The organism is Pediococcus stilesii (assembly GCF_001437075.1).
GTDB classification, from domain to species: domain Bacteria; phylum Bacillota; class Bacilli; order Lactobacillales; family Lactobacillaceae; genus Pediococcus; species Pediococcus stilesii.
Genome location: NZ_JQBX01000007.1, coordinates 1 through 22,407, shown reverse-complemented (window position 1 = coordinate 22,407; position 22,407 = coordinate 1). Strand labels below are relative to the sequence as shown.

At 39.2% G+C, this 22,407-nt stretch carries 24 protein-coding genes and 1 other annotated feature; of the genes, 21 read left to right on the top strand and 3 right to left on the bottom strand.

Annotated features, from left to right (window positions below; translation table 11 throughout):
- Positions 1-21: 21 nt before the first annotated feature.
- From gyrA to IV81_RS04030, 15 genes are all read left to right on the top strand, one after another.
- Positions 22-2,490: a DNA gyrase subunit A gene (gene gyrA, locus IV81_RS04100; RefSeq protein ID WP_420848343.1), complete on the top strand. Its 2,469-nt coding sequence runs from the start codon at positions 22-24 to the stop codon at positions 2,488-2,490.
- Positions 2,491-2,639: 149 nt separating this feature from the next.
- Positions 2,640-3,056, top strand: coding sequence for a MerR family transcriptional regulator (locus IV81_RS04095; RefSeq protein WP_057802559.1), 417 nt, complete (start codon positions 2,640-2,642; stop codon positions 3,054-3,056).
- Between the two features lie 69 nt (positions 3,057-3,125).
- Positions 3,126-3,869, top strand: coding sequence for an SDR family oxidoreductase (locus IV81_RS04090; RefSeq protein ID WP_057802557.1), 744 nt, complete (start codon positions 3,126-3,128; stop codon positions 3,867-3,869).
- A 19-nt stretch (positions 3,870-3,888) separates the two neighbouring features.
- Positions 3,889-4,311, top strand: a complete 423-nt coding sequence (locus IV81_RS04085) for a cupin domain-containing protein (protein ID WP_057802555.1) — start codon at positions 3,889-3,891, stop codon at positions 4,309-4,311.
- Positions 4,311-4,625, top strand: a complete 315-nt coding sequence (locus IV81_RS04080; RefSeq protein WP_057802554.1) for a carboxymuconolactone decarboxylase family protein — start codon at positions 4,311-4,313, stop codon at positions 4,623-4,625. The genes IV81_RS04085 and IV81_RS04080 overlap by 1 nt, the downstream gene beginning before the upstream one ends.
- A 186-nt stretch (positions 4,626-4,811) precedes the next feature.
- Positions 4,812-5,099 (top strand): 30S ribosomal protein S6, encoded by a 288-nt coding sequence (gene rpsF, locus IV81_RS04075; protein ID WP_057802551.1) that lies wholly within the window; start codon positions 4,812-4,814, stop codon positions 5,097-5,099.
- 34 nt (positions 5,100-5,133) lie between these two features.
- Positions 5,134-5,658: a single-stranded DNA-binding protein gene (gene ssb / locus IV81_RS04070; RefSeq protein ID WP_057802549.1), complete on the top strand. Its 525-nt coding sequence runs from the start codon at positions 5,134-5,136 to the stop codon at positions 5,656-5,658.
- A gap of 24 nt (positions 5,659-5,682) precedes the next feature.
- On the top strand, positions 5,683-5,919 hold the full coding sequence (gene rpsR, locus IV81_RS04065) for a 30S ribosomal protein S18 (RefSeq protein WP_002833867.1): 237 nt from the start codon (positions 5,683-5,685) through the stop codon (positions 5,917-5,919).
- Between the two features lie 140 nt (positions 5,920-6,059).
- Positions 6,060-8,060, top strand: a complete 2,001-nt coding sequence (locus tag IV81_RS04060) for a DHH family phosphoesterase (RefSeq protein ID WP_057802547.1) — start codon at positions 6,060-6,062, stop codon at positions 8,058-8,060.
- A 5-nt stretch (positions 8,061-8,065) separates the two neighbouring features.
- A complete protein-coding gene (gene rplI / locus IV81_RS04055) occupies positions 8,066-8,518 on the top strand; it encodes a 50S ribosomal protein L9 (RefSeq protein ID WP_057802545.1) in 453 nt (150 codons plus the stop codon).
- A 58-nt stretch (positions 8,519-8,576) separates the two neighbouring features.
- Positions 8,577-9,974 (top strand): replicative DNA helicase, encoded by a 1,398-nt coding sequence (gene dnaB, locus IV81_RS04050; protein WP_057802542.1) that lies wholly within the window; start codon positions 8,577-8,579, stop codon positions 9,972-9,974.
- 89 nt (positions 9,975-10,063) lie between these two features.
- Positions 10,064-11,248, top strand: a complete 1,185-nt coding sequence (locus IV81_RS04045) for an MDR family MFS transporter (protein WP_057802540.1) — start codon at positions 10,064-10,066, stop codon at positions 11,246-11,248.
- Between the two features lie 151 nt (positions 11,249-11,399).
- Positions 11,400-12,530, top strand: a complete 1,131-nt coding sequence (locus tag IV81_RS04040) for a VanZ family protein (RefSeq protein ID WP_057802538.1) — start codon at positions 11,400-11,402, stop codon at positions 12,528-12,530.
- A 15-nt stretch (positions 12,531-12,545) separates the two neighbouring features.
- Entirely contained in the window at positions 12,546-13,745 is a 1,200-nt protein-coding gene (locus tag IV81_RS04035) for an MFS transporter (protein WP_083484676.1), read from the top strand.
- A gap of 104 nt (positions 13,746-13,849) precedes the next feature.
- Positions 13,850-14,080 (top strand): hypothetical protein, encoded by a 231-nt coding sequence (locus tag IV81_RS04030; protein ID WP_057802536.1) that lies wholly within the window; start codon positions 13,850-13,852, stop codon positions 14,078-14,080.
- Positions 14,081-14,159: 79 nt separating this feature from the next.
- Here IV81_RS04030 and brnQ read toward each other — a convergent pair whose 3' ends face one another.
- Positions 14,160-15,548 (bottom strand): branched-chain amino acid transport system II carrier protein, encoded by a 1,389-nt coding sequence (gene brnQ, locus IV81_RS04025; protein ID WP_057802533.1) that lies wholly within the window; start codon positions 15,546-15,548, stop codon positions 14,160-14,162.
- A 154-nt stretch (positions 15,549-15,702) separates the two neighbouring features.
- Positions 15,703-15,942: a binding site (T-box leader), on the bottom strand.
- A 103-nt stretch (positions 15,943-16,045) separates the two neighbouring features.
- A complete protein-coding gene (locus IV81_RS04020) occupies positions 16,046-16,414 on the bottom strand; it encodes a DUF1304 domain-containing protein (RefSeq protein ID WP_057802530.1) in 369 nt (122 codons plus the stop codon).
- 225 nt (positions 16,415-16,639) lie between these two features.
- On the opposite strand from IV81_RS04020, the gene IV81_RS04015 reads away from it, so the two are divergent.
- The 6 genes from IV81_RS04015 (at position 16,640) to IV81_RS03990 (ending at position 22,112) form a co-directional block, all read left to right on the top strand.
- Positions 16,640-17,077 carry a GNAT family N-acetyltransferase gene (locus tag IV81_RS04015; protein WP_236696823.1) on the top strand — a complete coding sequence of 146 codons (438 nt, stop codon included), beginning with the start codon at positions 16,640-16,642 and terminating at the stop codon, positions 17,075-17,077.
- A 102-nt stretch (positions 17,078-17,179) separates the two neighbouring features.
- Positions 17,180-17,914, top strand: a complete 735-nt coding sequence (locus tag IV81_RS04010) for a sulfite exporter TauE/SafE family protein (protein WP_057802528.1) — start codon at positions 17,180-17,182, stop codon at positions 17,912-17,914.
- Positions 17,915-18,289: 375 nt separating this feature from the next.
- Positions 18,290-19,774 (top strand): ribosomal protection-like ABC-F family protein, encoded by a 1,485-nt coding sequence (abc-f, locus tag IV81_RS04005; protein ID WP_057802525.1) that lies wholly within the window; start codon positions 18,290-18,292, stop codon positions 19,772-19,774.
- Between the two features lie 80 nt (positions 19,775-19,854).
- Positions 19,855-20,361: a TetR/AcrR family transcriptional regulator gene (locus IV81_RS04000; protein ID WP_057802523.1), complete on the top strand. Its 507-nt coding sequence runs from the start codon at positions 19,855-19,857 to the stop codon at positions 20,359-20,361.
- A 2-nt stretch (positions 20,362-20,363) separates the two neighbouring features.
- Complete coding sequence (locus IV81_RS03995) at positions 20,364-21,422, top strand: ABC transporter permease (RefSeq protein WP_057802521.1); 1,059 nt, start codon at positions 20,364-20,366, stop codon at positions 21,420-21,422.
- Between the two features lie 3 nt (positions 21,423-21,425).
- A complete protein-coding gene (locus IV81_RS03990) occupies positions 21,426-22,112 on the top strand; it encodes an ABC transporter ATP-binding protein (protein ID WP_057802644.1) in 687 nt (228 codons plus the stop codon).
- A gap of 88 nt (positions 22,113-22,200) precedes the next feature.
- Here IV81_RS03990 and IV81_RS09625 read toward each other — a convergent pair.
- The coding region (locus IV81_RS09625; protein ID WP_420848342.1) for an IS3 family transposase at positions 22,201-22,393 on the bottom strand (193 nt) is incomplete at its 3' end.
- Between the last annotated feature and the right edge of the window lie 14 nt (positions 22,394-22,407).

Sequence of the window (22,407 nt, the reverse complement as noted above, 5' to 3'; positions counted from 1 at the left end):
GACGTCAATTTAAGTAATCAAATGCGAACTTCATTCTTGGATTATGCCATGAGTGTCATTGTTGCGCGTGCTTTACCTGACGTTCGGGATGGATTGAAGCCCGTTCATCGGCGTATTTTATACGGAATGAACGAACTAGGAGTCACACCTGAAAAGCCATATAAAAAATCTGCTAGAATTGTCGGAGATGTTATGGGTAAGTATCATCCCCATGGCGATTCTGCGATTTACGAATCAATGGTTCGTATGGCACAAGATTTTAGTTATCGTTACATGCTAGTTGATGGGCATGGTAATTTCGGATCCGTCGATGGTGACGGTGCCGCAGCAATGCGATACACCGAAGCGAGAATGAGCAAAATTACGCTCGAAATGTTACGCGATATTAATAAAAATACGGTCGATTTTCAAGAAAACTATGATGGAACAGAACGTGAGCCAGTTGTCCTTCCGGCTCGTTTTCCAAACCTGTTAGTCAACGGTGCAACGGGGATCGCGGTTGGGATGACGACTAACATTCCGCCACATAACTTGGCAGAAGTAATCGCGGCAATCCATATTTTAATGAACAACGAAGATGCAACAACCGCAGAACTAATGGAGGCTCTTCCTGGACCAGATTTCCCAACCGGTGGAATTGTGATGGGTAAGTCGGGAATTAGAAAAGCCTATGAAACAGGACACGGAACGATCATTTTACGTGCAAAAGTTGACATTGAAACTGAAAAAAATGGTCGGGAACGAATCGTTGCAACGGAACTTCCATACATGGTTAACAAGGCAAAATTAATTGAACGAATTGCTGAATTGGCACGTGATAAACGAATTGAAGGAATTACGGACGTCAATGATGAATCTGATCGAGATGGACTCCGAGTAGTAATTGATGTTCGGCGTGACGTTAGTGCATCCGTTGTCTTGAACAATCTTTATAAGATGACATTGATGCAAACAACTTTCGGCTTTAACATGTTGGCAATTGTGAATGGCGCACCTAAGGTTTTAGGACTCAAGCAGATTTTACAATATTATCTAACACATCAAGAAGAAGTCATCCGTCGTCGAACAGAATTTGATCTCAAAAAGGCCGAAGCCCGGGCTCATATCTTAGAAGGATTGCGGATCGCGTTAGACCATATCGATGAAATTATTTCGATTATTCGTAATTCACAAACGGCTGAGGTCGCTAAAGATAAATTGATGAATAACTATTCATTGTCAAATAAGCAAGCCCAAGCCATTTTGGATATGCGTTTGGTACGCTTGACCGGTTTAGAGCGTGAAAAGGTTGAAGAAGAATATAAAAAGGTCATGGCAGCAATTGCTGATTACCGTGATATTCTGGCACACAAGGAACGCATTAACGAGATTATTTACAATGAATTACTTGAAATTCAAGAAAAGTTTGGTGATCCGCGTCGAACAGAATTAATGGTTGGTGAAGTCCTCAGTCTTGAAGACGAAGATCTGATTGAAGAAGAAGATGTGATGGTCACCTTAACGCATAACGGCTATATCAAACGGATGGCGACGTCGGAATTTAAGACTCAAAATCGTGGTGGCCGTGGAATTCAAGGCATGGGTGTTCATGATGATGATTTCATCGAACATTTAGTTTCAACTTCGACACATGACGTATTGTTATTCTTTACCAATGCCGGTAAGGTTTATCGGATGAAGGGCTATGAAATTCCAGAGTATAGTCGAACGGCGAAGGGAATTCCAGTCATTAACTTACTGGGCGTAAGTAGTGGCGAAAGTATTCAAGCCGTAATTAACATTGGCCGCGACAACGGTGATGAAGATAATGCCAACCGGTACCTCTTCTTCACAACGTTGAATGGTGTTACAAAGCGCACACCGGTTTCTGAATTTCTAAATATCCGCAGTAACGGATTAAAAGCAATTAGCTTGAAGGAAAATGATGAAGTAATCAACGTGGTGATCACGGATGGTGAACAAAACATTATTATTGGAACGCACAAAGGTTATGCCGTAAGCTTCAAGGAAGCGGACGTTCGTTCAATGGGACGGTCGGCAACCGGAGTTCGCGGAATTCGTTTGCGGGATGAAGATTACGTTGTTGGTTCGGCAATTTTAAAGCCTGACAGTAAAGTATTAGTCATCACTGAAAATGGTTATGGAAAACAGACACCAGCAAGTGAATATCCAATTAAAGGCCGTGGTGGTAAAGGGATTAAGACTGCTAATATCACTGAAAAGAATGGTCCATTAGCCGGATTGGTAACGGTTGAAGGCACGGAAGATGTGATGCTGATCACTGATCGCGGTGTGATGATTCGCTTTGACGTTAATAATGTTTCAACTACTGGACGGGCTACTTTAGGTGTTCATGTAATTAAAACGGACGAAAATTCAAAGGTTGCGACAATGGCAATTGTTGATGAAACGGTTGAAGAAGATACTGAGCAACCAGTAGAACCGAATTCAGAGGTAACCACCGAACAGGTTGAAAATACTGAAGAATAAAAGACTTTTTAAATTAAGGGATGATGATCAATTGATGTTGATTATCATCCTTTTTTGTTGTGGTCAGCTAAGATTAATTTTATTTGACTTAAAGTGCACTCGAAGGGATAGAGTTAAAATTAAATAAAACGGATTGGGAGAAGTGAACGATGGCAGAAAAGCAGTATAAAATTGGTGAATTTAGTCGGAAGGTTAATCTTTCAAGTTTTACGTTGCGGTACTACGAGGATGAAGGACTAATTAAGCCGCGGCGAAATCAAAATGGCCAGCGATTTTATGGCGAACAGGACGTTAAATGGCTGAAGTTTCTTTTGCATTTGAAAGGGACGGGGATGACGATGGCGGAATTAAAACAATATGTAGCATGGCGGGCACAGGGGGATGCAACAATTCAGCAAAGAATTAAATTATTGCGTCGAGTAAAACAAGATGCTGAAGACCAAATTCGAGAGTTAGAGAATAATTTGGCAATTGTTAATCATAAAATTGATTGGTACAGCGGAAAATTGGATGAAACAATTAATGCTGATGAAGATTTTGAACAATATTTAAAAAAATTCGAATGAAAAGCTTGCGTTCGAGCGTACTCGAAGGTTTAGCATGAGCTTTGAAAATTGAATTAAGGAGGTTGAAGTATGACTGTTAAAAATAAAGTGATCGTAATTACAGGAGCTTCCTCAGGAATTGGAGAAGCAACGGCTAGATTATTGGCTCAAAATGGAGCAAAAGTAGTTTTAGGAGCCCGTCGAGAACAGCGACTAATCGAAATTGTAAATGATTTGAGGCAAAAAGGGATGCAGGCAACCTATTCCGTTACCGATGTTACCAAACCAGATGAAGCTAAAAGATTGGTTCAAGTTGCTAAAGAAACATTTGGTGGGATTGACGTTATTTTTAATAATGCCGGAATCATGCCGACGTCACCAATTAGCGCTCTGCATGTTCAAGAATGGAATGACATGATTGATATCAATCTAAAAGGTGTTTTAAACGGTGTAGCGGCTGTGATGCCCGATTTCATAAACCAAAAATATGGACAAATCATTACAACTTCCTCGGTGGCTGGTATTAAGAGTTTTCCAGGGGCTGGCGTATATGGAGCGACTAAATTTGCTGTTCGAAATCTGATGGAAGTGATTCGACAAGAGAGCGCTCAAGAAGGTACTAATATTCGAACCGCCAGTCTTTATCCAGCGGCGATTAATACAGAATTATTGAGCACGATTACTGATGAAGCGGCGCTAAAAGGAATGAATCAACTTTATAATGCAGTTGGAATTACGCCGGACGCGGTTGCCCGAGTAGTTAATTTTGCAATTGATCAACCCGAAGAAGTCAATATTAATGAGTTTACGATTTATCCCACAAAGCAGGCGTAAACGAAAGGAACAAGTTTAAATGATTAAAAATGAAAATCTGAAAAATGGCGTTATTTTTCCAAGGGGTGCTAAAAATGATGCATATGCAAAATACTTCATTGGTCAGAGTTACTTACAAGGATTAGTTGCTGATTCAAAGATCGACGTTGGTGTTGGAAACGTTACTTTTGAGCCCAGTTGTCGAAATAATTGGCACATTCATCATGATGGTTACCAGATTTTATTGGTTACCGGTGGTGAAGGAATTTATCAAGAAGAAGGACAGCCAGCTCGGCATTTGGTGGCAGGAGATGTGATTGTAACGCATGATGGTGTCAAACATTGGCATGGCGCTACGTCTAATAGCTGGTTTTCGCATGTTGCGATTACGGCGGGAACACCGGAATGGTTGGAACCGGTCGATGATATCCAGTATCAAAAAGCAGAGGAGGATTTTAAATAATGGCAGAAAAACAAACGGCAGGTCGGGATAATCTCGGCAATTTTGCTCCTAAGTTTGCCGAATTAAATGATGACGTCTTATTTGGCGAAGTTTGGTCACGTGAACATCAAATGTCGGCTCATGATCGTAGCCTAATCACCGTTTCAAGTTTGTTAACGCAGGGTGTTCCACAGCTTGCTGATCACATGAAAATCGCTAAGAAAAATGGTGTCACTAAGGACGAAATGGTGGAATTGATTACACATCTGGCGTTCTATGCAGGATGGCCGAAAGCATGGAGTGCCTTTAATCTGGCAAAAAAAATTTATGATTAATAAATAAAAGTCTAATTTTTGGTGTACTTGTTTCTTGTATATCGTTAATCAGGCTTTTTTTGTTATTGCGTCTGCTTAAAAGGGATGTTATAATTCTTATTTGTGAGTTGCCGGCTTTTTTGGCAAACTCTCCTTGCTTTCTACGTTGTGATAGAAGGCCATAAGTCCAAGAGGAGGTGTAAATCAATGGAAAAAAACTACGAAATCACATACATCATCGCTCCAAACCTTGACGATGCAGCTAAAGTTGCTTTAGTTGAACGTTTCGACAAGATTTTGACAGACAATGGTGCAGAAATTGTTGATTCAAAAGACTGGTCAAAGCGCCGTTTTGCATATGAAATCGGTGGTTTTAACGAAGGTATTTACCACGTCGTTAACGTTAAGGCTAGCGACGACGCAGCTTTAAGCGAATTTGATCGTTTATCTAAGATTGCTGACGGAATTCTTCGTCACATGATCGTTGTACGTTAATATAAAACTTAAAAACTAGGAAGGAGCGGATCTTATGATTAACCGAACGGTACTTGTTGGACGTCTAACAAGAGACCCTGAGCTACGATATACAAGTAGTGGTGCCGCAGTAGTAAGTTTTACGGTTGCTGTTAATCGTCAGTTTACAAATTCACAGGGTGAACGCGAAGCTGACTTCATTAATTGTGTGATGTGGCGAAAAGCCGCAGAAAACTTTGCTAACTTTACTCGAAAGGGCTCTTTGGTTGGAATTGATGGACGAATTCAAACGCGTTCATACGAAAACCAACAGGGTCAACGAGTTTACGTTACAGAAGTTGTCGCCGAAAACTTCTCACTTCTTGAATCACGTTCTTCAACGGAACGTCGTCAAGGAAATGATAGCGGATTTGGCAATAGTCAATCTGCCCCTTCACAACAACCATCATCTGGAAATCCTTTTGACGGAGGACAATCGAACAATAGCGGTGCACAACAACCTAACAGTTCGAATCCGAATGACCCATTTGCTAATGGCGGTCAGTCAATTGATATTTCTGACGATGATTTACCATTCTAAATTAAATAGAGGAGGGCAATCATTATGGCATTTCAAAAACGTGGTGGCCGTCGTCGTCGTAAAGTCGACTACATTGCTGCAAACCATATTGAGTATATCGATTACAAAGACACAGAATTGTTAAAACGATTCATTTCAGAACGTGGTAAGATTTTACCTCGTCGTGTCAGTGGTACAAGTGCTAAGAACCAACGTCGTTTGACAATTGCAATCAAGCGCGCACGGATCATGGGCTTGCTTCCATTCGTTGCTGAAGACTAATCTTTAGCAAAAACACCATTCAAGTTTATACTTGGGTGGTGTTTTTTATGTGAAAAAAATTGATGACGGAACGGTTTTAATAATCACTTGTAAGTATGGTAAAATCAGAGATAGTTAGACACATTTTTAGGAGAAGTGCTATGAAATTAGTAGATCGTCTACCTGCATTTATCCGTAATCCAAGGGTTGGATTAGTAGCAGTCGTAATTGTTTTGCTGTCGCTGATTAGCCTTGGCTTGGCATTTTACATTGATTTTATTGTCGGAATTGTAATGTTAGTATTGGTAATTGTCACCGGAATCTTTAGTGTTCGGACTTTACGCTTACTAAGCGACGAAACCGATAAATACATTTCAGAGTTATCGTTTCGAATTGATCAGTCTGAAGAAGACGCGATACTATCAATGCCAATCGGAATTTTGCTTTATAGTGAGCAGAATCGGATAGAATGGGTTAACCCAAATTTACAACGTTATTTTAAAGATGAAAAAGTTCTCGGGCATCCCCTGAGCGAAGTGGATGAAAGTTTATCTAAAATTATTGAAGATCATAAAAATAATGATGGATTTAATCGCGTAACTTGGAATGAACATGTTTTTGATGTTTTAATTCAAAAAGATGAGCGGGCAGTTTATTTCATTGACGTAACGGATTACGCCGAAATGGAAAAACAGTTTGATAATCGTCAAGTTGTGATTGGTCAAATTTTCATTGATAATTATGATGAAATTACGCAGTCGATGGCCGATTCGGACGTTTCAAATCTAAATAATTTTGTCACAAATCAAGTTTCGAGCTGGGCGCAATCGTTTGGTATGTATCTTCGTCGAGTGGATGATGACCATTTCTTTGTCATTATGTACAACGAAACTTTGACGAAGGTCGAAGAAGACAGCTTTAAGTTATTAGATACCATTCGGGAGGCTACCTCTAAGCAAAACTCACCAGTTACGCTAAGTATTGGAATCGCGTATGGCGACGATAATTTGAATCGTTTAGCAGATTTATCGCAAAGCAATCTTGATTTAGCACTTGGTCGTGGAGGCGATCAAGTCGTCGTTAAGGCTGATGACGAGCAGGCGCGGTTCTACGGTGGAAAGACGAACCCGATGGAGAAACGAACTCGTGTCCGGGCGCGGATGATTGGTCAAGCGATTCAGGAATTAATGAATCAAGCCGATCAGGTTTTTGTCATGGGCCATACGAGAACCGATTTAGATTCGCTGGGTTCGGCTTTAGGAATTCGCCGAATCGCTCAAATGAACAAGAAGGAATGTTGGATTGTCTTGGATCAAGAGGGTGTGCATTCTGATGTAACACGTCTGATCGATAAGTTAGATGAACATGAAGAGTTAAAAGATTCAATTATTGACGCAGAACAAGCCTTAGAGCTCGCAAACAGCCAAAGCTTGCTAGTTATGGTTGATCATTCTAAACGTTCAATCACGACGTCTGAGGAGTTATTTGATAAGCTTAGTAATCGGGTGATCATCATTGATCATCATCGTCGCGGAACCGAATTTCCGGAGAATCCAGTTTTGGTTTATATTGAGCCATATGCCTCATCAACTGGGGAGCTAATTACCGAAATGTTTGAGTATCAATCGCATGATGGGGAACCAATTCAGCCGATTGAAGCAACGGCGATTTTGGCCGGAATTGAAGTTGATACGAAGTCCTTTACGGAACGGACAGGGACGCGGACCTTTGATGCCGCTAGTTATCTCCGTTCGGTAGGAGCAAATGAGGATACGATTCGTTATCTATTAAAAGAGAACGTTGACAGTTATATGCAGCGGAATCATCTGATTGATACGGTACAATTCGTCGATACGAAATATGCCATCTGTATGGGCGAAGATGATCGTAAGTATGATCCGGTGATTGCGGCACAGGCGGCCGATTCGTTATTGAACATTTCTGGAGTGGAAGCATCCTTTGTGATCACCCGCCGGTCAGATGATGTGGTCGGAATTTCAGCGCGTAGTGTTGGAACGGAAAATGTTCAAGTTATTATGGAAAAACTAGGAGGGGGAGGTCATTTAGCGATGGCGGCAACCCAAATTGAAGATGTTAAAGTTGAAGATGCAAGAGAACAACTGATTGCGCTTTTGCAAGAAGATGAAAAAGATGAGGAGTGATTCTAATGAAGGTTATTTTTCTTGAAGATGTAAAAGGTAAGGGTAAACGTGGTGAAGTTAAAAATGTATCTGATGGATACGCACAAAACTTTTTAATTAAGAACGGGAAGGCCAAACCAGCCACTGCTTCAGCAATGAGCGAATTAAAGGGACAACAAAAAGCCGAAGAGAAACACGAAGCTGAAATTTTGGAAGATGCTAAGAAGCTTAAGGTTGTTTTGGAAAATGATCAAACAGTCGTGGAAATTAAGGCGAAGGCCGGTAAAGACGGACGTTTATTCGGATCAATTCCAAGCAAACAAATTGCCCAGGCACTTGAAAAACAATTTAAAATTAAAATCGATAAACGTAAAATTGAGTTGAATAATCCAATTCGTAGTATGGGATACACGAATGCGCCAGTTAAACTGCATCCTAGCGTAACGGCAACGATTAGGGTTCACGTATCTGAACAGTAAAGTTTAAAAATAGCTTTCATCTCAATGGTTTTAACTAGCACGGGAGAGTATGAGTATCATGGACAACGGAATTTTAGAGAATCAAACACCTCCTCAAAACATTGAGGCCGAAAAAGCGGTTTTGGGAGCTGTTTTCTTAAATGCAGATGCACTAATTGACGCGATGGAGTACGTTACGGCCGAGGATTTTTATAAACACGCCCATCAAGTTATTTTTAAAGTGATGATTGATTTAAATGATGCAGACGAAGCGATTGATGCGTTAACAGTCAATAATGCGTTGGAAGAGCATAATCAAGTCGAGGACGCCGGTGGAATCACGTACATTGCTGAACTAGCTGGTTCGGTGCCAACGGCTTCTAATGTTGGTTATTACGCAAAAATTGTTCAAGAAAAATCTTTATTAAGAAAGTTAATCAAAACAGCGACATCGATTGCAACTAAGGGATATAGCCAAGATGACGACGTTTCAGCAATTCTCGATGATGCAGAACGTGAAATTATGGACGTTGCTGAAAATCGGAATCAGACGGGCTTTAAACCCATTGCGGACGTTTTAACAACGTCAATGGAAGAAATCGATCGTCTATATCAAAATGATGATGAAATTACCGGATTACCGACTGGATTCAAGGAGCTTGATAAAATAACAACCGGGTTGCATGCGGATGAGTTAATTATTTTAGCGGCCCGACCGGCAGTTGGTAAAACGGCGTTCGCGTTAAATATTGCACAAAATGTTGGAACAAAGACTGACAAATCGGTTGCCATTTTTAGCTTGGAAATGGGTGCTGAACAACTGGTAAACCGAATGTTGTGTGCGGAGGGTAGCATTGATGCTAACCATCTAAGAACTGGTCAATTAAATGAAGAAGAGTGGCAAAACTTGGTTGTCGCAATGGGATCATTGGCAAAAGCTAACATCTATATCGACGATACGCCAGGAATTAAAATGTCGGAAATTCGGGCAAAGTGTCGAAGATTAGCTAAAGAACAAGGAAATCTTGGATTAGTTGTTGTTGATTACTTGCAACTAATTGAAGGCTCCGGTGAAAATCGACAACAAGAAGTTTCTGCTATATCACGACAATTAAAGAAATTAGCTAAAGAACTGGGAGTTCCCGTGATTGCGTTATCACAGCTTTCACGAGGAGTTGAGCAGCGACAAGATAAGCGTCCAGTAATGTCTGATATTCGTGAATCGGGTTCAATTGAACAAGATGCGGATATCGTGGCATTTCTTTATCGTGATGACTACTATGAACGAGAAGATGGCAATGAAAATGCTGACCAAGATCAAGATCCACGAGATGAAGATGATCAAAACGTTGGCCCGGTCGAGGTAATTATTGAAAAAAACCGTAGTGGGGCACGTGGGACGGTCAATTTACTTTTCATTAAGTCATACAACAAGTTTTCTTCGTTAGCTTATGTACCTGAAGCAGGGATGCGCTAGAAAGCATCAGTGAGCGGATTTAGGACTGGTCCAGACATTTTTGCCTGAACTAGTTCTTTTATTTAAATTAACTTTATGGAGGAGGATTTATGCGCGAATTAAGATTAAAATGGCTACTACTGGGATCTCTAATTGATAGTATCGCAATGAGCTCGGTATGGCCATTGACAACAATTTATATGAATCAAGAACTAGGACATTCACTCGTAATGGCGGGAGTCGTTTTGTTCCTTAATTCTGTAGCGAGTATATTAGGGGCATTCACTGCCGGAAAAATGTACGATAAATATGACAGCTACTACTTAGTTTTAGGCGGGATCGTATTTACTTGGATTTCCTTTTTTACGTTGATATTCTTTAATGGTTGGCCAATCTATCCGATCTTATTGGTATTAATTGGATTGGGAACCGGATGGTTAGCGGCCCTTACAAATGCGATGGGAACTTCGATTAAGAGTCGCGATGGTCGCTATGTCTTTAACATGCTATATTTCGTTCAAAATTTAGGTGTAATGATTGGAACGGCGCTCGTCGGGATACTTTTCAAGCATAGTGTGGCACCGCTGTTTACAATCGCCTCAGTGATGTTTATTGTGTTTTTTATTGTCGCATTGTTCACATATCGGATTCCACAGGAAAGTCCATCGGAACATGCAACAAATATGAACGAATCGGAAAAGACCAAGATTCCAAAGATCAACCTAACAATTATTATGTCGTTTTTCATCAGTTTGCTGATTATGTGGGTATTTTATCAACAATGGAGTAGTACGGTCTCAATTTACATGCTAAAACTCCATATTCCACTTAAATCATACAGTTTCTTGTGGACGGTAAACGGCTTCTTTATCCTTGTAGTTCAAGGATTATTAAGTTCTCGAGGGGGTAAGCTACTCAAAGATCCGTTCCATCAAGTGTATCTCGGAATTTTCTTCTTTTTGGCTTCGTTTGGCTTACTTGCGGTTGCGCACCAATATTACCATTTTGTAATCGCCATGGTGGTGTTAACAATTGGAGAAGCAATTGCATTTCCATCAATTCCAGCAATTGTTAATAGTCTTTCTCCGTATGATCAAAAGGGAAAATATCAGGGATTAACTAGCGCATTTCCATCAGCCGGCCGTGCCTTAGGACCACTGATTGGGAGTATGATTATCGAATCAACGTCATTTGTTTTTCTATATAGCCTAGGATTGTTTGTAATTTTATTTGTTTTAATTGTGATTGCAATTATCATCGAATCAAGCAAGAAAAAGGCAACAATGTACGAGTAGTTAATTTCTAAAAGACACTAAATAAAAATATTAATAACCTAAGTAAAACCAGTATTTTCTTGTAGAATACTGGTTTTACTTTTATTGAGGTGCAATAATGATATAGATATATTTAAAAAAGGAGAAGGTTTATTCAAACCGATATGTATAGATGTCATTCTTAATACCAATTAAATCAGCAATAATAACATTTCCAATTCTTGCAATTTTTATATTATTACCATTCTTAGTAATTCAATATCATCGGTATGGTAGCATCGTCGCTTGGAGAGCGGTCGTAGTGTACACGTTTATTTTTTACATGTTGAGTGCATACTTTTTAATTATTTTACCGTTACCGTCAATTCAAGCCGTAGCAAAGTTAACCACGCAACGTTATAATTTAGTTCCATTCATGGCGCTAAGGGAGTTTATTGCAACAACGGTGTTTAATCCAATCCATCCGGGAACTTGGCTACCAGCGTTAAAACAGCCTGGATTCATTCAACCATTCTTTAATATCGTATTAACAATACCGTTTGGAGTATATCTACGTTATTATTTCAAACAACCAATCGTTAAAATCGTGTTTTATGGCTTCTGTTTAAGCCTATTTTTTGAATTAACTCAATTGTCAGGACTGTACGGGATTTATCCACGCCCTTATCGTCTATTTGACGTCGATGATTTGATCTTGAATACATTTGGAGCTTTGGTGGGTGGTGTAATTGCCCCATTTTTGGTCAAGGCATTTCCTTCACGGGACCAAATGGATAAAAAGAGCTACGATCGGGGTCAAAAGGTTTCATTACTACGTCGAATAATTGCTTTCATTGCTGACTACGTAATTGTTGGAACGTTAGTTGAGATAGGGATGAGTCTGGTTGGTCTCGCAAGTTTAGCTGATAATCCGTATTTATCATATTTTATTAGCACGTTAATCATTTTCATTTTAATTCCAGTATTCACTCACGGACAGACAATCGGTAAAAAGTTAGTAAAAATTCGGATCGTAAAGCGTTCCGGCACACCAGCTAAAACGGGACAGTTAATTTTAAGGCAGTTTTTACTTTTTGAAATTGCGATCCCAACGCTTTGGGGATTCAACTACATGTTTGTTCAAGTTTTTAGTAAAATGCATCAGTCGCAAGCAAATATGATTTTGCTGGGCGTTTTAAGTGTTGCGGCACTATTTGTTGTATTGAATTTCCTTTGGGGAATGATATTTAAAAATGGATATTTCTTTTATGATGTATGGGCAAAAACTACACAAATAAGTGATGTTAAAAAACCTAGAAAATAATGGCGGTGGCTTTTTATGGGAATATTGAGATTGCCGGAATGGCGAACGAATTTATACGTTCTCTGGTTCGGTTCATTTATGACAGAACTTGGAAATTCAATGACGTTGCCATTTTTAGCACTGTATATTGCAACGTTGGGGAATTTTAGCGCAAGTAATCTTAATTTATTAAGCGGAATCGCTTTTGCAATTAGTTATTTTGCAAAAACCTTGGTTTCCCCGTTGTGGGGCCGTCTGGCGGATTTAAAAGGTCGAAAATTGATGTGCTTGAGAGCCGCCGGAGTAATGACTTTAACAATTTTAGCTAACGGATTTGCTCCAAACGTCTGGTGGATCATCTTCTTTCGGATGGTCCAAGGAAGTTTCTCGGGATATATTAATAACGCCCAAGCCCTGATTGCTGATTCAGCCCCTGAACACCGAAAAGGCAGTGCATTGGGGACCCTGACCACCGGAAGCGTCACGGGTGGACTACTCGGACCACTTGTTGGTGGAATTACCGCTGATATTTTTGGTTATCGAATGACTTTTATTCTAGCCGGAATGGGAATGGGGATTGTGTTTTTAACAACTCTGTTTTTTGTTCGTGAACATTTTGAAGTTAAAGAAGCAAAAGACCTCCAGAAAGATGGTGCGGGATCTTTTAAGATTGGATGGCTGGGAATTATCCCCGCAATTTATATTGTTGCTTTAACGGTTCAAGCGGCATCGACCACGATTCAACCGATTGTAAGTTTATTTGTTAAAGATTTGGCACCAAATGCACAAAATATCGCATTGCAAAGTGGATTTGTTACCGCTGCCCCGGGCCTTTCAACCATGTTTGTTGCCCCACTATTTGGAAAATGGATTGATAAAATCGGCGCAAAAAAAATATTAGTATGGGGAATTGTTGGAGCCGCGATTACGATCGTTCCGATGCTCTTTACGCAAACCGTTCTGCAGCTATTTATTTTTCGGTTTATTTTCGGAATTACCGATGCGGCAATTATTCCAGCTTATCAAACACTTATGGCACAGAGCGTTCCCAAGGCAGCATTTGGGCGAGTGTTCAGCTATAGCCAGTCGTTTCAAGCTTTTGGAAATGTTGTCGGACCACTAACGGGATCAATGTTCGCTAATTTATATGGGTATCATAGCGTCTTTTTAATAACCTTAGTGATGGAAGTAATCTGTCTCCTGTACAGTGGGATTGTTCGAAAACGAAGCGCTTAGAGGATTGTTCGTTGTCCATATTCCTTTACAAAAATAAGTCAAAAGAACTATTATTACTCTAAACAGAGTGTGATAATAATTGAGATTTATGGGGAGATGTTGGAATGACGGAGATTCTTTTGGAGTTATTGATAGTACTGGTTGGTATGGTAACCGTTACGCTGGGAGTCTGGGGTTTTTGGCATAAAAATTCCATAACATACCGACGGATTGAAGCTAAGACTAACTTTATGAAAACGGGTAGTAGCATTCTGACCTCGGAACGAATTAATATTGCAATTGTAGTAGTGGGAGCAATCATCATTTTATGGGGTGTTATGCTATTAATCGGGTAATAAAAAATCAACTAAAAATGGAATTCTAACAGGCGATGCTTTTGTTAGAATTCCATTTTTAATTAGCATAACATTAAATTTAATTTTCTACTTTTGAAGCTGACTTTTCCATTACCGGACGAAGAAAATGAACGGTGAGACCTAAAACAAGTCCGATAACTGCAGGAACAATCCAATCCATTCCTAGATTGGCGAAAGGAAGGTAGTTCTGGAATGTTGCAACAGTTTTACCTAGAGCGCTTTGACTTACAACTGGAGGGAAAGATACCATCATGTCAAAGAAAGCAGGAACTAGAGTAAAAGCAACAACAAAGCCGTATACAACTGAATCTCGTTTAAAAAGTGGCGAGAAGATTGACAGCAAAATTAAAGTGATTGTAAATGGATATAAAAACATAAGGACTGGAGTAGACCAAGTGATTAGAGTGTCCAAACCAAAGTTAGCAGTTAAAAATGATGCAACGCACATGAATCCAAGCCAAGCATGATAACTGACCTTACTAAAATGTTTATGAAAATCTTGTGCAAATGCGGCAACCAGCCCAATTGCTGTTGTGAGACAGGTAACGGTTAAAAGAGTTGCTAAAAGGGCGTGGCCAACGTTGCCAAGGTAATAGGTAACTAGTTGGTTAAACGCAACGCCACCGTCAGCGGAAATCTTGAAGTGACCTAGAGTAGTAGCGCCTAACCAGATTAATACGGCATAGATTACCCCGATCATTGTGGTAGCGATTACGCCGGCTTTGGCGGTAACGCTAGCATTACTTTTAGGTGTGGTTTTTCCTAATTGCCGGACGGCAGTCACGATGGTAACACCAAACGCTAAACCGGCAAGGGCATCCATGGTATTGTAGCCTTGCAGAAAACCGTTAAAGAAACCGGCACTTTGGTATTCAGAGGTGGCGGTTTGTTGGCCGGCTTTTGCCATGGGTGAGACGAAGGCCAACAAAAATACAGAAAATAATAGCAATAAGAATAATGGATTTAAAACTTTACCAACGCTGGCCATGATATTGGATTCACGATAAGAAAGCAGGAACGCAGCACCAAAAAACAATGCTGAAAATGCTAGTAATCCCCATTGCGCCCAGTCGGTGGGAAGCAATGGTTGTATGCCAACTGAGAATGGAACTGAAGCCGTACGTGGAGTTCCGAATAATGGACCGATTGTAGCATGAATTAAAACCATAAAAACAAGTGCAAAAGTTGGCCCAAGGGGTTTACCAATATCATATACACCTTCTGAACGCGTTACGCTGACTGCTAAAACGGATAATAACGGTAATACGACGGCCGTAACTAGGAAGCCAAGTGCAGCAGTTGTCCAATGGCCTCCAGCCAGTTGACCAAGATGAATAGGAAAAATTAAATTACCGGCTCCGAAAAATAGTCCAAATAACAGCGAACTTACCACCAAATAATCTTTAAGAGATAAAGGTTTTGAATTGAGATCATGTAGTTCTTCCATAAAAAATCCTCCAATGGTTAAATTTATTTTTATTAAAATTAGATTTAAAAATCATCGTCCTTTGAATTTGAATCGGACCAATCTGAGAGTCCAAAACCTCACCTCCTTAAAAATTATGTAAATAAAAAACACCCTTAAATCAAATCGAACTTGATTTAAGGGTGCTTTGCACGGTACCACCTTAATGTTGTTAATTTATCACTAAATAAACCTTTTCACGTACGGCTAAAAAGCGATACGCTAACACTGTAATGGGTGTGCCCAATGTACGTTACTTAATTTCGGTACATCGCTCAAAAGGGATTTTCGTTAAATCATTACCTGCTTCCTCTCACCAAACGAAGCTCGCTTTCTGGAATTGGAAATAACTACTTAACTTTCTCAACGCGTTTCTAATTTGTTTATCATAATAGGCATGATTAAATTAGATGTCAAGGGTAAATTTTTGATTTTTTAGTGGCACGTGAAAATTGTCGGATTGGTATTGATAATTTTTGTCACAGAAAAAATAAAGATAGCAGTAACGTAATCATGGCAGGAAGGCCCTGAAATATAAATATCTTTTTAGAAACAGTAATCGCTCCGTAGGCGGCCAATATTACAATACAGGTTAAAAAGTAGGCAACCATTACCTTCATAATTACTCCGGTGGGAATGAAAATTGCTAAAAAGAGTGCCAAAGCGACAAAACCGTTATACATACCTTGATTAGCGAGGGCGGTTCTTAGCACAGGACGTTTAACTTCATCGACTGAAATATCAAAGCTTTTAGCGAGTAATGCGTCCGATCCAAGCATTTCTAGTCCCATAATGGCAAAATGTTCAAGCGCAATAATAAAAACTAATGAAGCGGTAAAAATATACAAAATTCTCAACTCCTTATTCGATTATTATAACGTATTTCGGAGTAAGAAAAGAGACAAGAACCGCCATTCTGAAGTTCATAATTGTTGATTAAGCAAAAAATGAACTTCAAATGAAGTAGAAAAATAAGTTTCACGTGAAACAGGTCAGATTCTGAAAATGGGAATTTATTGAAATAAGTTCGTGATATAATTGGGAAAAATCCTGTTCTACTGGAGTTGATTACAATGGCAATTGAGGTAGTTATCGGAAATCAAAAATGGAATCGGGCTGCTGCGTTGGCAATCCGTCAATCAGTTTTTGTAACAGAGCGAAAAATAGCTCGAGAAGATGAATTTGATCAAAAAGACACAGATGAGACCATCTATGCGGTAGCATATGAAGATAAGTTTCATCCAGTTGCTACTGCGCGGTATGAAAAAATTAAGCAGACAGTTCGACCAGGTCGAATTGCAACCATGAAGGTGGCTCGACGAAAAGGCTACGGGGCGATCGTCTTGCGTGCGATTGAAGATTATGGGATGGCGCAAGGAGCAACCAAGTCGCTCATCCATGGTGAAATTGATGCAATTCCATTTTATGAGCGACAGGGATATAAGGTAGTATCCGAAGTATTCTTTGAAGATGACGTCCCAGCGAAGGTTTTGGAAAAGCAGTTATCATAAAGATAAAATCTTAAGACAGTCTACTTTAAGTTGAGCGAAGCATTGTGTACATTGAAATTTCTCAGTAAAATTAGATGTGTAAATATGAAATGAGGAATTGAAATGTTAACTATTATAGGGGTATTTTTGATTGTCTGGATCGGCACACTTGTCCGAACGGTTTTTGGATTTGGCGAGGCGTTAATATCAATGCCACTATTAGCTTTAATAAGCTTTGATTTAAAGACGAGTACAGCCTTAATCGGTGCGGTAGGATTATTGGTGGCCCTACCAGCGACAATCCGCGAGTGGCGACATATTGATTTTAGGGCGGTTCGTCGGCTGGTAACGGGGTCACTAATTGGTGTCCCGCTTGGAATTGTCTTAGTAAAGACGGTTCCATCAATCCTGGTGCTACGAGGGCTTGGAACCTTTTTAATTATCTATGGCACATACAGTTTGTGGTACAGCTTTTCAGGACGAATCAGTCAACCACACCTGTCGAACAATGGGTTTGATTATCTTGCAGGAATAATTTCTGGTGCATTGGGCAGCGCATATAACAGTCATGGTGTTCCGGTTGCGGTTTATGGGACACTCAAGAGGTGGTCGGCAAAACAATTACGAGCAATTTTACAGGCCCATTTTTTATGCGTGGGGATTTTGGTAGTGATTAGCCACATTTCAGCCGGATTTTGGTCAATTAATGCCATCGAATTGTTGGTACTTGTTATTCCGGGACTTTTTATAGTGGTTCCGTTTGGAAATTGGTTAGTGCGACGAGTCGACGCAGCGCGGGCAATTAAAATTATTTATGGAGCATTGATTATTTTTGGAGTGCTACTATGGATCAGGTAAAATTGTTTAAATAAAATAATAAAAATAATTTGATAAATTATGACAAATGGATTGATTTTGCGTGTATATTATTATCGCTATGTTACAAATTAACAATATTCTTGAAAAAAAGCGCAACCATTGTTATCATGAGGCTAGTTTATTAAGGAAGGGATGTTGATGGGATTGAAGATTACAAACTAATTTTTTGGGAATTTGGAAATGACGATTTCTTAATTTTCGGGAGTAGTTTGTAGTTTTTGAACCAGTTCAATGTGCTTGCCGTAAAATAAATTCTTATTGGTATTATGCACTTTTGTACTGCGCTAGGAACTGCACACCTAGTGCTTTTTTTATTGCTTAAAAGCTACTCCTCGAGAGACGGAGGACAAATAAATGGGAATAATACGTCTAAAAAATATAAGCTTTAATTATGATAATCAAGTAAAACCAATTTTTAAGAATGTAAATCTAGAAATTGACGGATCGTGGAAACTGGGTCTGATTGGTCGAAATGGTCGAGGAAAAACCACGTTAATGCGAATTTTGCAGGGGCAAGTAGAATATCAGGGTAGTGTTGAAACCAATTTAAAACTGAATTACTTTCCAGCAAAGATTGAAAATGAAAATGAAACTTTAGAAAAGACTCTAATGAACGTGACGAATCGGGATTATTCCAACTTTTGGGAGGTCGAGCGTGAGATGGAACAAATCGGCCTAGACGAGGAATTACTGAATCGAAAATATAATTCATTGAGTCCCGGACAAAAAACTAAGGCACTATTAGCGGCAATGTTTGCCGACCAGGACTCATTTCAATTGATTGATGAGCCGACAAACCATCTGGATGATGAGGGACGCGAAAAGCTTGCTACCTATTTGAAACAAAAAAGAGGTTTTATCGTAATTAGCCACGATCGACATTTTTTAAACCAAGTAATTGATCATGTTATTTCAATTGATCGAGCGCAGATTAGTAGCTTTCAAGGAAATTATGAAACTTGGGCAACCGAAAGAAAAAACGCCGATCAACGTGAATTAAATCAGAAAGAAAATTTAAAGAAAGATATTAAAAAGCTTGAGAGGGCGGCGCGACAAAAACAAGAGTGGTCTAAAGCAACCGAAAAAGAAAAAATTGGAGCCGCCGATAAGGGATTTGTTGGTCATAAGGCCGCTAAAGTGATGAGTAAAGCATTGAACATTCGTGACCGTGCGGAACAAAAAGTTGAAAGTAAAAGGAAGCTACTTCAGAATATTGAAGTTCAGGATGAACTTAAATTGAATTACGAACCATACACCGGACCACAGGGAAATGCGTTAATCGAAGTCAAAGAGGTCATTTTACAAAGAGGTTCTAACATACTAAATTCACCAATTAGTTTAACTGTAAAAAAAGGCGATCGGGTGATATTGAAGGGCGAAAACGGAGCTGGTAAATCGACGCTGATTTCTGCAATATTGGGAAATCGGGCGGTTATTAAATCTGGCAACGTTAAATTGCGGCAAAATATTTCAGTATCATATCTACCGCAGAATTTTGATCAAATTCACGGAACAATTGCTGAATTTGCTGCCGAAAAAAATATCGAAGTTCAAGATTTACTTGCCATGTTAAGGAAACTTGGTTTTGAGCGAGATTTATTTGATAAGCGAATTGAACAAATGAGTATGGGACAAAAACGTAAAATTGCGTTAGCGCGCTCTCTTTGTGAGCACGCAAATATTTATATTTGGGATGAACCGCTCAACTATCTGGATGTAATCACACGTGAACAGGTCCAAGATGTCATTTTAAAAGTAAAACCAACGCTACTAATGATTGACCACGATCGCGAATTTGTTGAAAAAGTCGGAACTAAAATAATTAATTTTGAAAAGTAAGGTTTAATAATTGACACTCTGTCACTTTATGGTATTCTTACCATATTGACATGGTGTCATTTTTTATTGGGGGAAATAAAATGGTTTGGGAAAGAATTGCAAGACTTAAATCGGAAAAACAGAATGCAATTGAATGGGCGCTTTTGAAAGAGTTCACGCTTCATCCAGTTGCAGAAGCGCAGGTCGCTAGAATCGTTAAGGTTGCTGGTATTTCACGAGGCGCTTTTTATAATTATTTTAAGGATTTGCCAGATGCATACAGGTATATATACAAAATTGCGATTAGAAATATCCATCAAAATCTACATACAAAAGATTTGGCGAATGCGACGGACTTTGTTCAGCAGACACGTGAATTTGTTAAAGGGGCAGAAAATAGTGACTATTATCAGCTAATGCAAATGCACTATTTGCATAATGAGTCCTATGTTTCACGGCTAGTTTTACCGATTGAAGCAAATTCTGAACTTCAGTGGGCGAGGATTACTTTGGTGCATGACACTCTGCGAGGAGCGCTAGTACAACCGGAAACGGCGGAAAAAAGATTTCAACAGCTTGCATGGGCGTTGAAACAATTGGAGGGATAGGTATGTTTTTAGCTTTAAAGGAAATTAAGCGAGAGAAACTAAGGTATAGCTTAATCATTGGAATGATTGTCTTAATTAGTTATCTTATTTTCATTTTAACTAGTTTAGCGCTTGGACTTGCTCGACAAAATACGGACGCGATTAATTCTTGGAATGTCAATACGGTCGTTTTGAATCAAGACGCAAACGTCAACTTGAGTCAGTCGTTGATTACCGATAAACAAGTTAAAGACCAAGGTTTAACCGGCAAGGATGCTTTGATCGGACAAATTTCAGTAGTTGCTAAAGAAGGTCAGCACGACAAGATATCTTCAACATTTCTAGGAATTGACAACAATCAATTCATTGCTAAAAATCTAAAATTGACTAGTGGACATAAAATGAAAAAAAGTCATGAAGTGGTTGTCGATGACAAATTTGAGCAATCCGGGTATAAATTAAATGACAAAATTAAATTGAATAATGACGACGTTGCTTATAAAATTGTTGGTTTTACACATAATGCAAAACTTAATATCGCACCGGTAATCTATGGAAGTTTATCCGATTGGAGAACATTAAAACACGCATTACCACAAACCGAAGCAAGCGCGATTGTTTCAAAAACTAAAAAGTTGGATGTTAGTACACCACTGAAGGCTTATACAACCAATGCTTTTATTGAAAAACTACCAGGTTATTCCGCTCAAAATATGACTTTCTCGTTAATGATTGGATTTTTAATGGTAATTTCTTTAATCGTAATTGCGATCTTCCTTTATATTTTAACTATTCAAAAATTACCTAATTATGCTGTTTTGAGAGCCCAAGGGATTCCTAGTCGCGTACTAGTTTGGAGTACGATTGCGCAGTCTTTAATCTTGGTACTTGGTGGAGTAATTATTGGTGCCATTTTAACGACAATTACTGCGTTCACTATGCCAGCGGCGGTACCAATGGCTTTCGATATTCCAGCATTAGCAGCTGTAGGAGCAGGTCTAATGGTCACGGCGTTGCTTGGGGGACTATTACCAATTCGAAGCGTTATAAAAGTGGATCCAGTGAGTGTGATTGGAGGGTAAATGATGACAACTGCGATTGAAATGAGCGACATAAACCAAATTTATGGGAAAGGTATCGCTGAAGTTCATGTTTTGCATGATGTGAACTTCAAAGCTGAACCGGGAACTTTAAGTTTAATTATTGGCCCAAGTGGTTCAGGAAAGAGTACGTTTCTAACCATTGCTGGAGGGTTGCGAACCCCCACAAGTGGATCAGTTAAGGTTAATAATCAAAATTATCATGATAGTTCGCGTAAAGAACTTGAAAAATTAAGACTGAATGATATTGGATTTGTTTTACAGAATTACCATTTATTACCGTTTTTAACGGTCAGGGATCAGTTTAAGTTGGTTGATAAAGTTAAAAAAAATAATAATTTATCAACTGAGGAATTGAATACCTTACTGAAACAGCTGGGAATTGATGACTTAATTAATAAGTATCCAACGGAATTATCGGGAGGCCAGCAGCAGCGAGTCGCAATTGCTCGAGCGCTATACCCTGATCCGTCAATTATCTTAGCGGATGAACCAACGGCGGCGTTAGATAGTGCGCGTGTAGAGGAAGTTGGGAAACTTTTTTCTGATTTGGCTCATGAGCGAAATAAAGCAGTGGTAATTGTTACCCACGATTTAAGACTACGAGCATTTGCAGATCAAATGTTTGAAATTAATGATGGGATTTTAACTAAAGCAGCAATTGATTTATAACAAAAAATGAACTTCAGAACCTAAATGCGGGTTTAGAGATGGCCCCAATTGGTTAACAAAATTAGAAAAGAGTCGTGATAAATCAAANGATATTCGATCGGTGATAAGCCGCCTAGTTTCATTTGTATTCGGTCTGTATTGTAATATTTAATCCATTTTTCAATAGTCTGTATCAATTCCTCAACGGAATTGAATTGTTTTAAATCCCCGATTTCAACTTTTAATTTATTGAAAAAACTTTCAATACACGCATTATCTAAACATCGTGCTCGATGAGACATGCTTTGCGCAATTC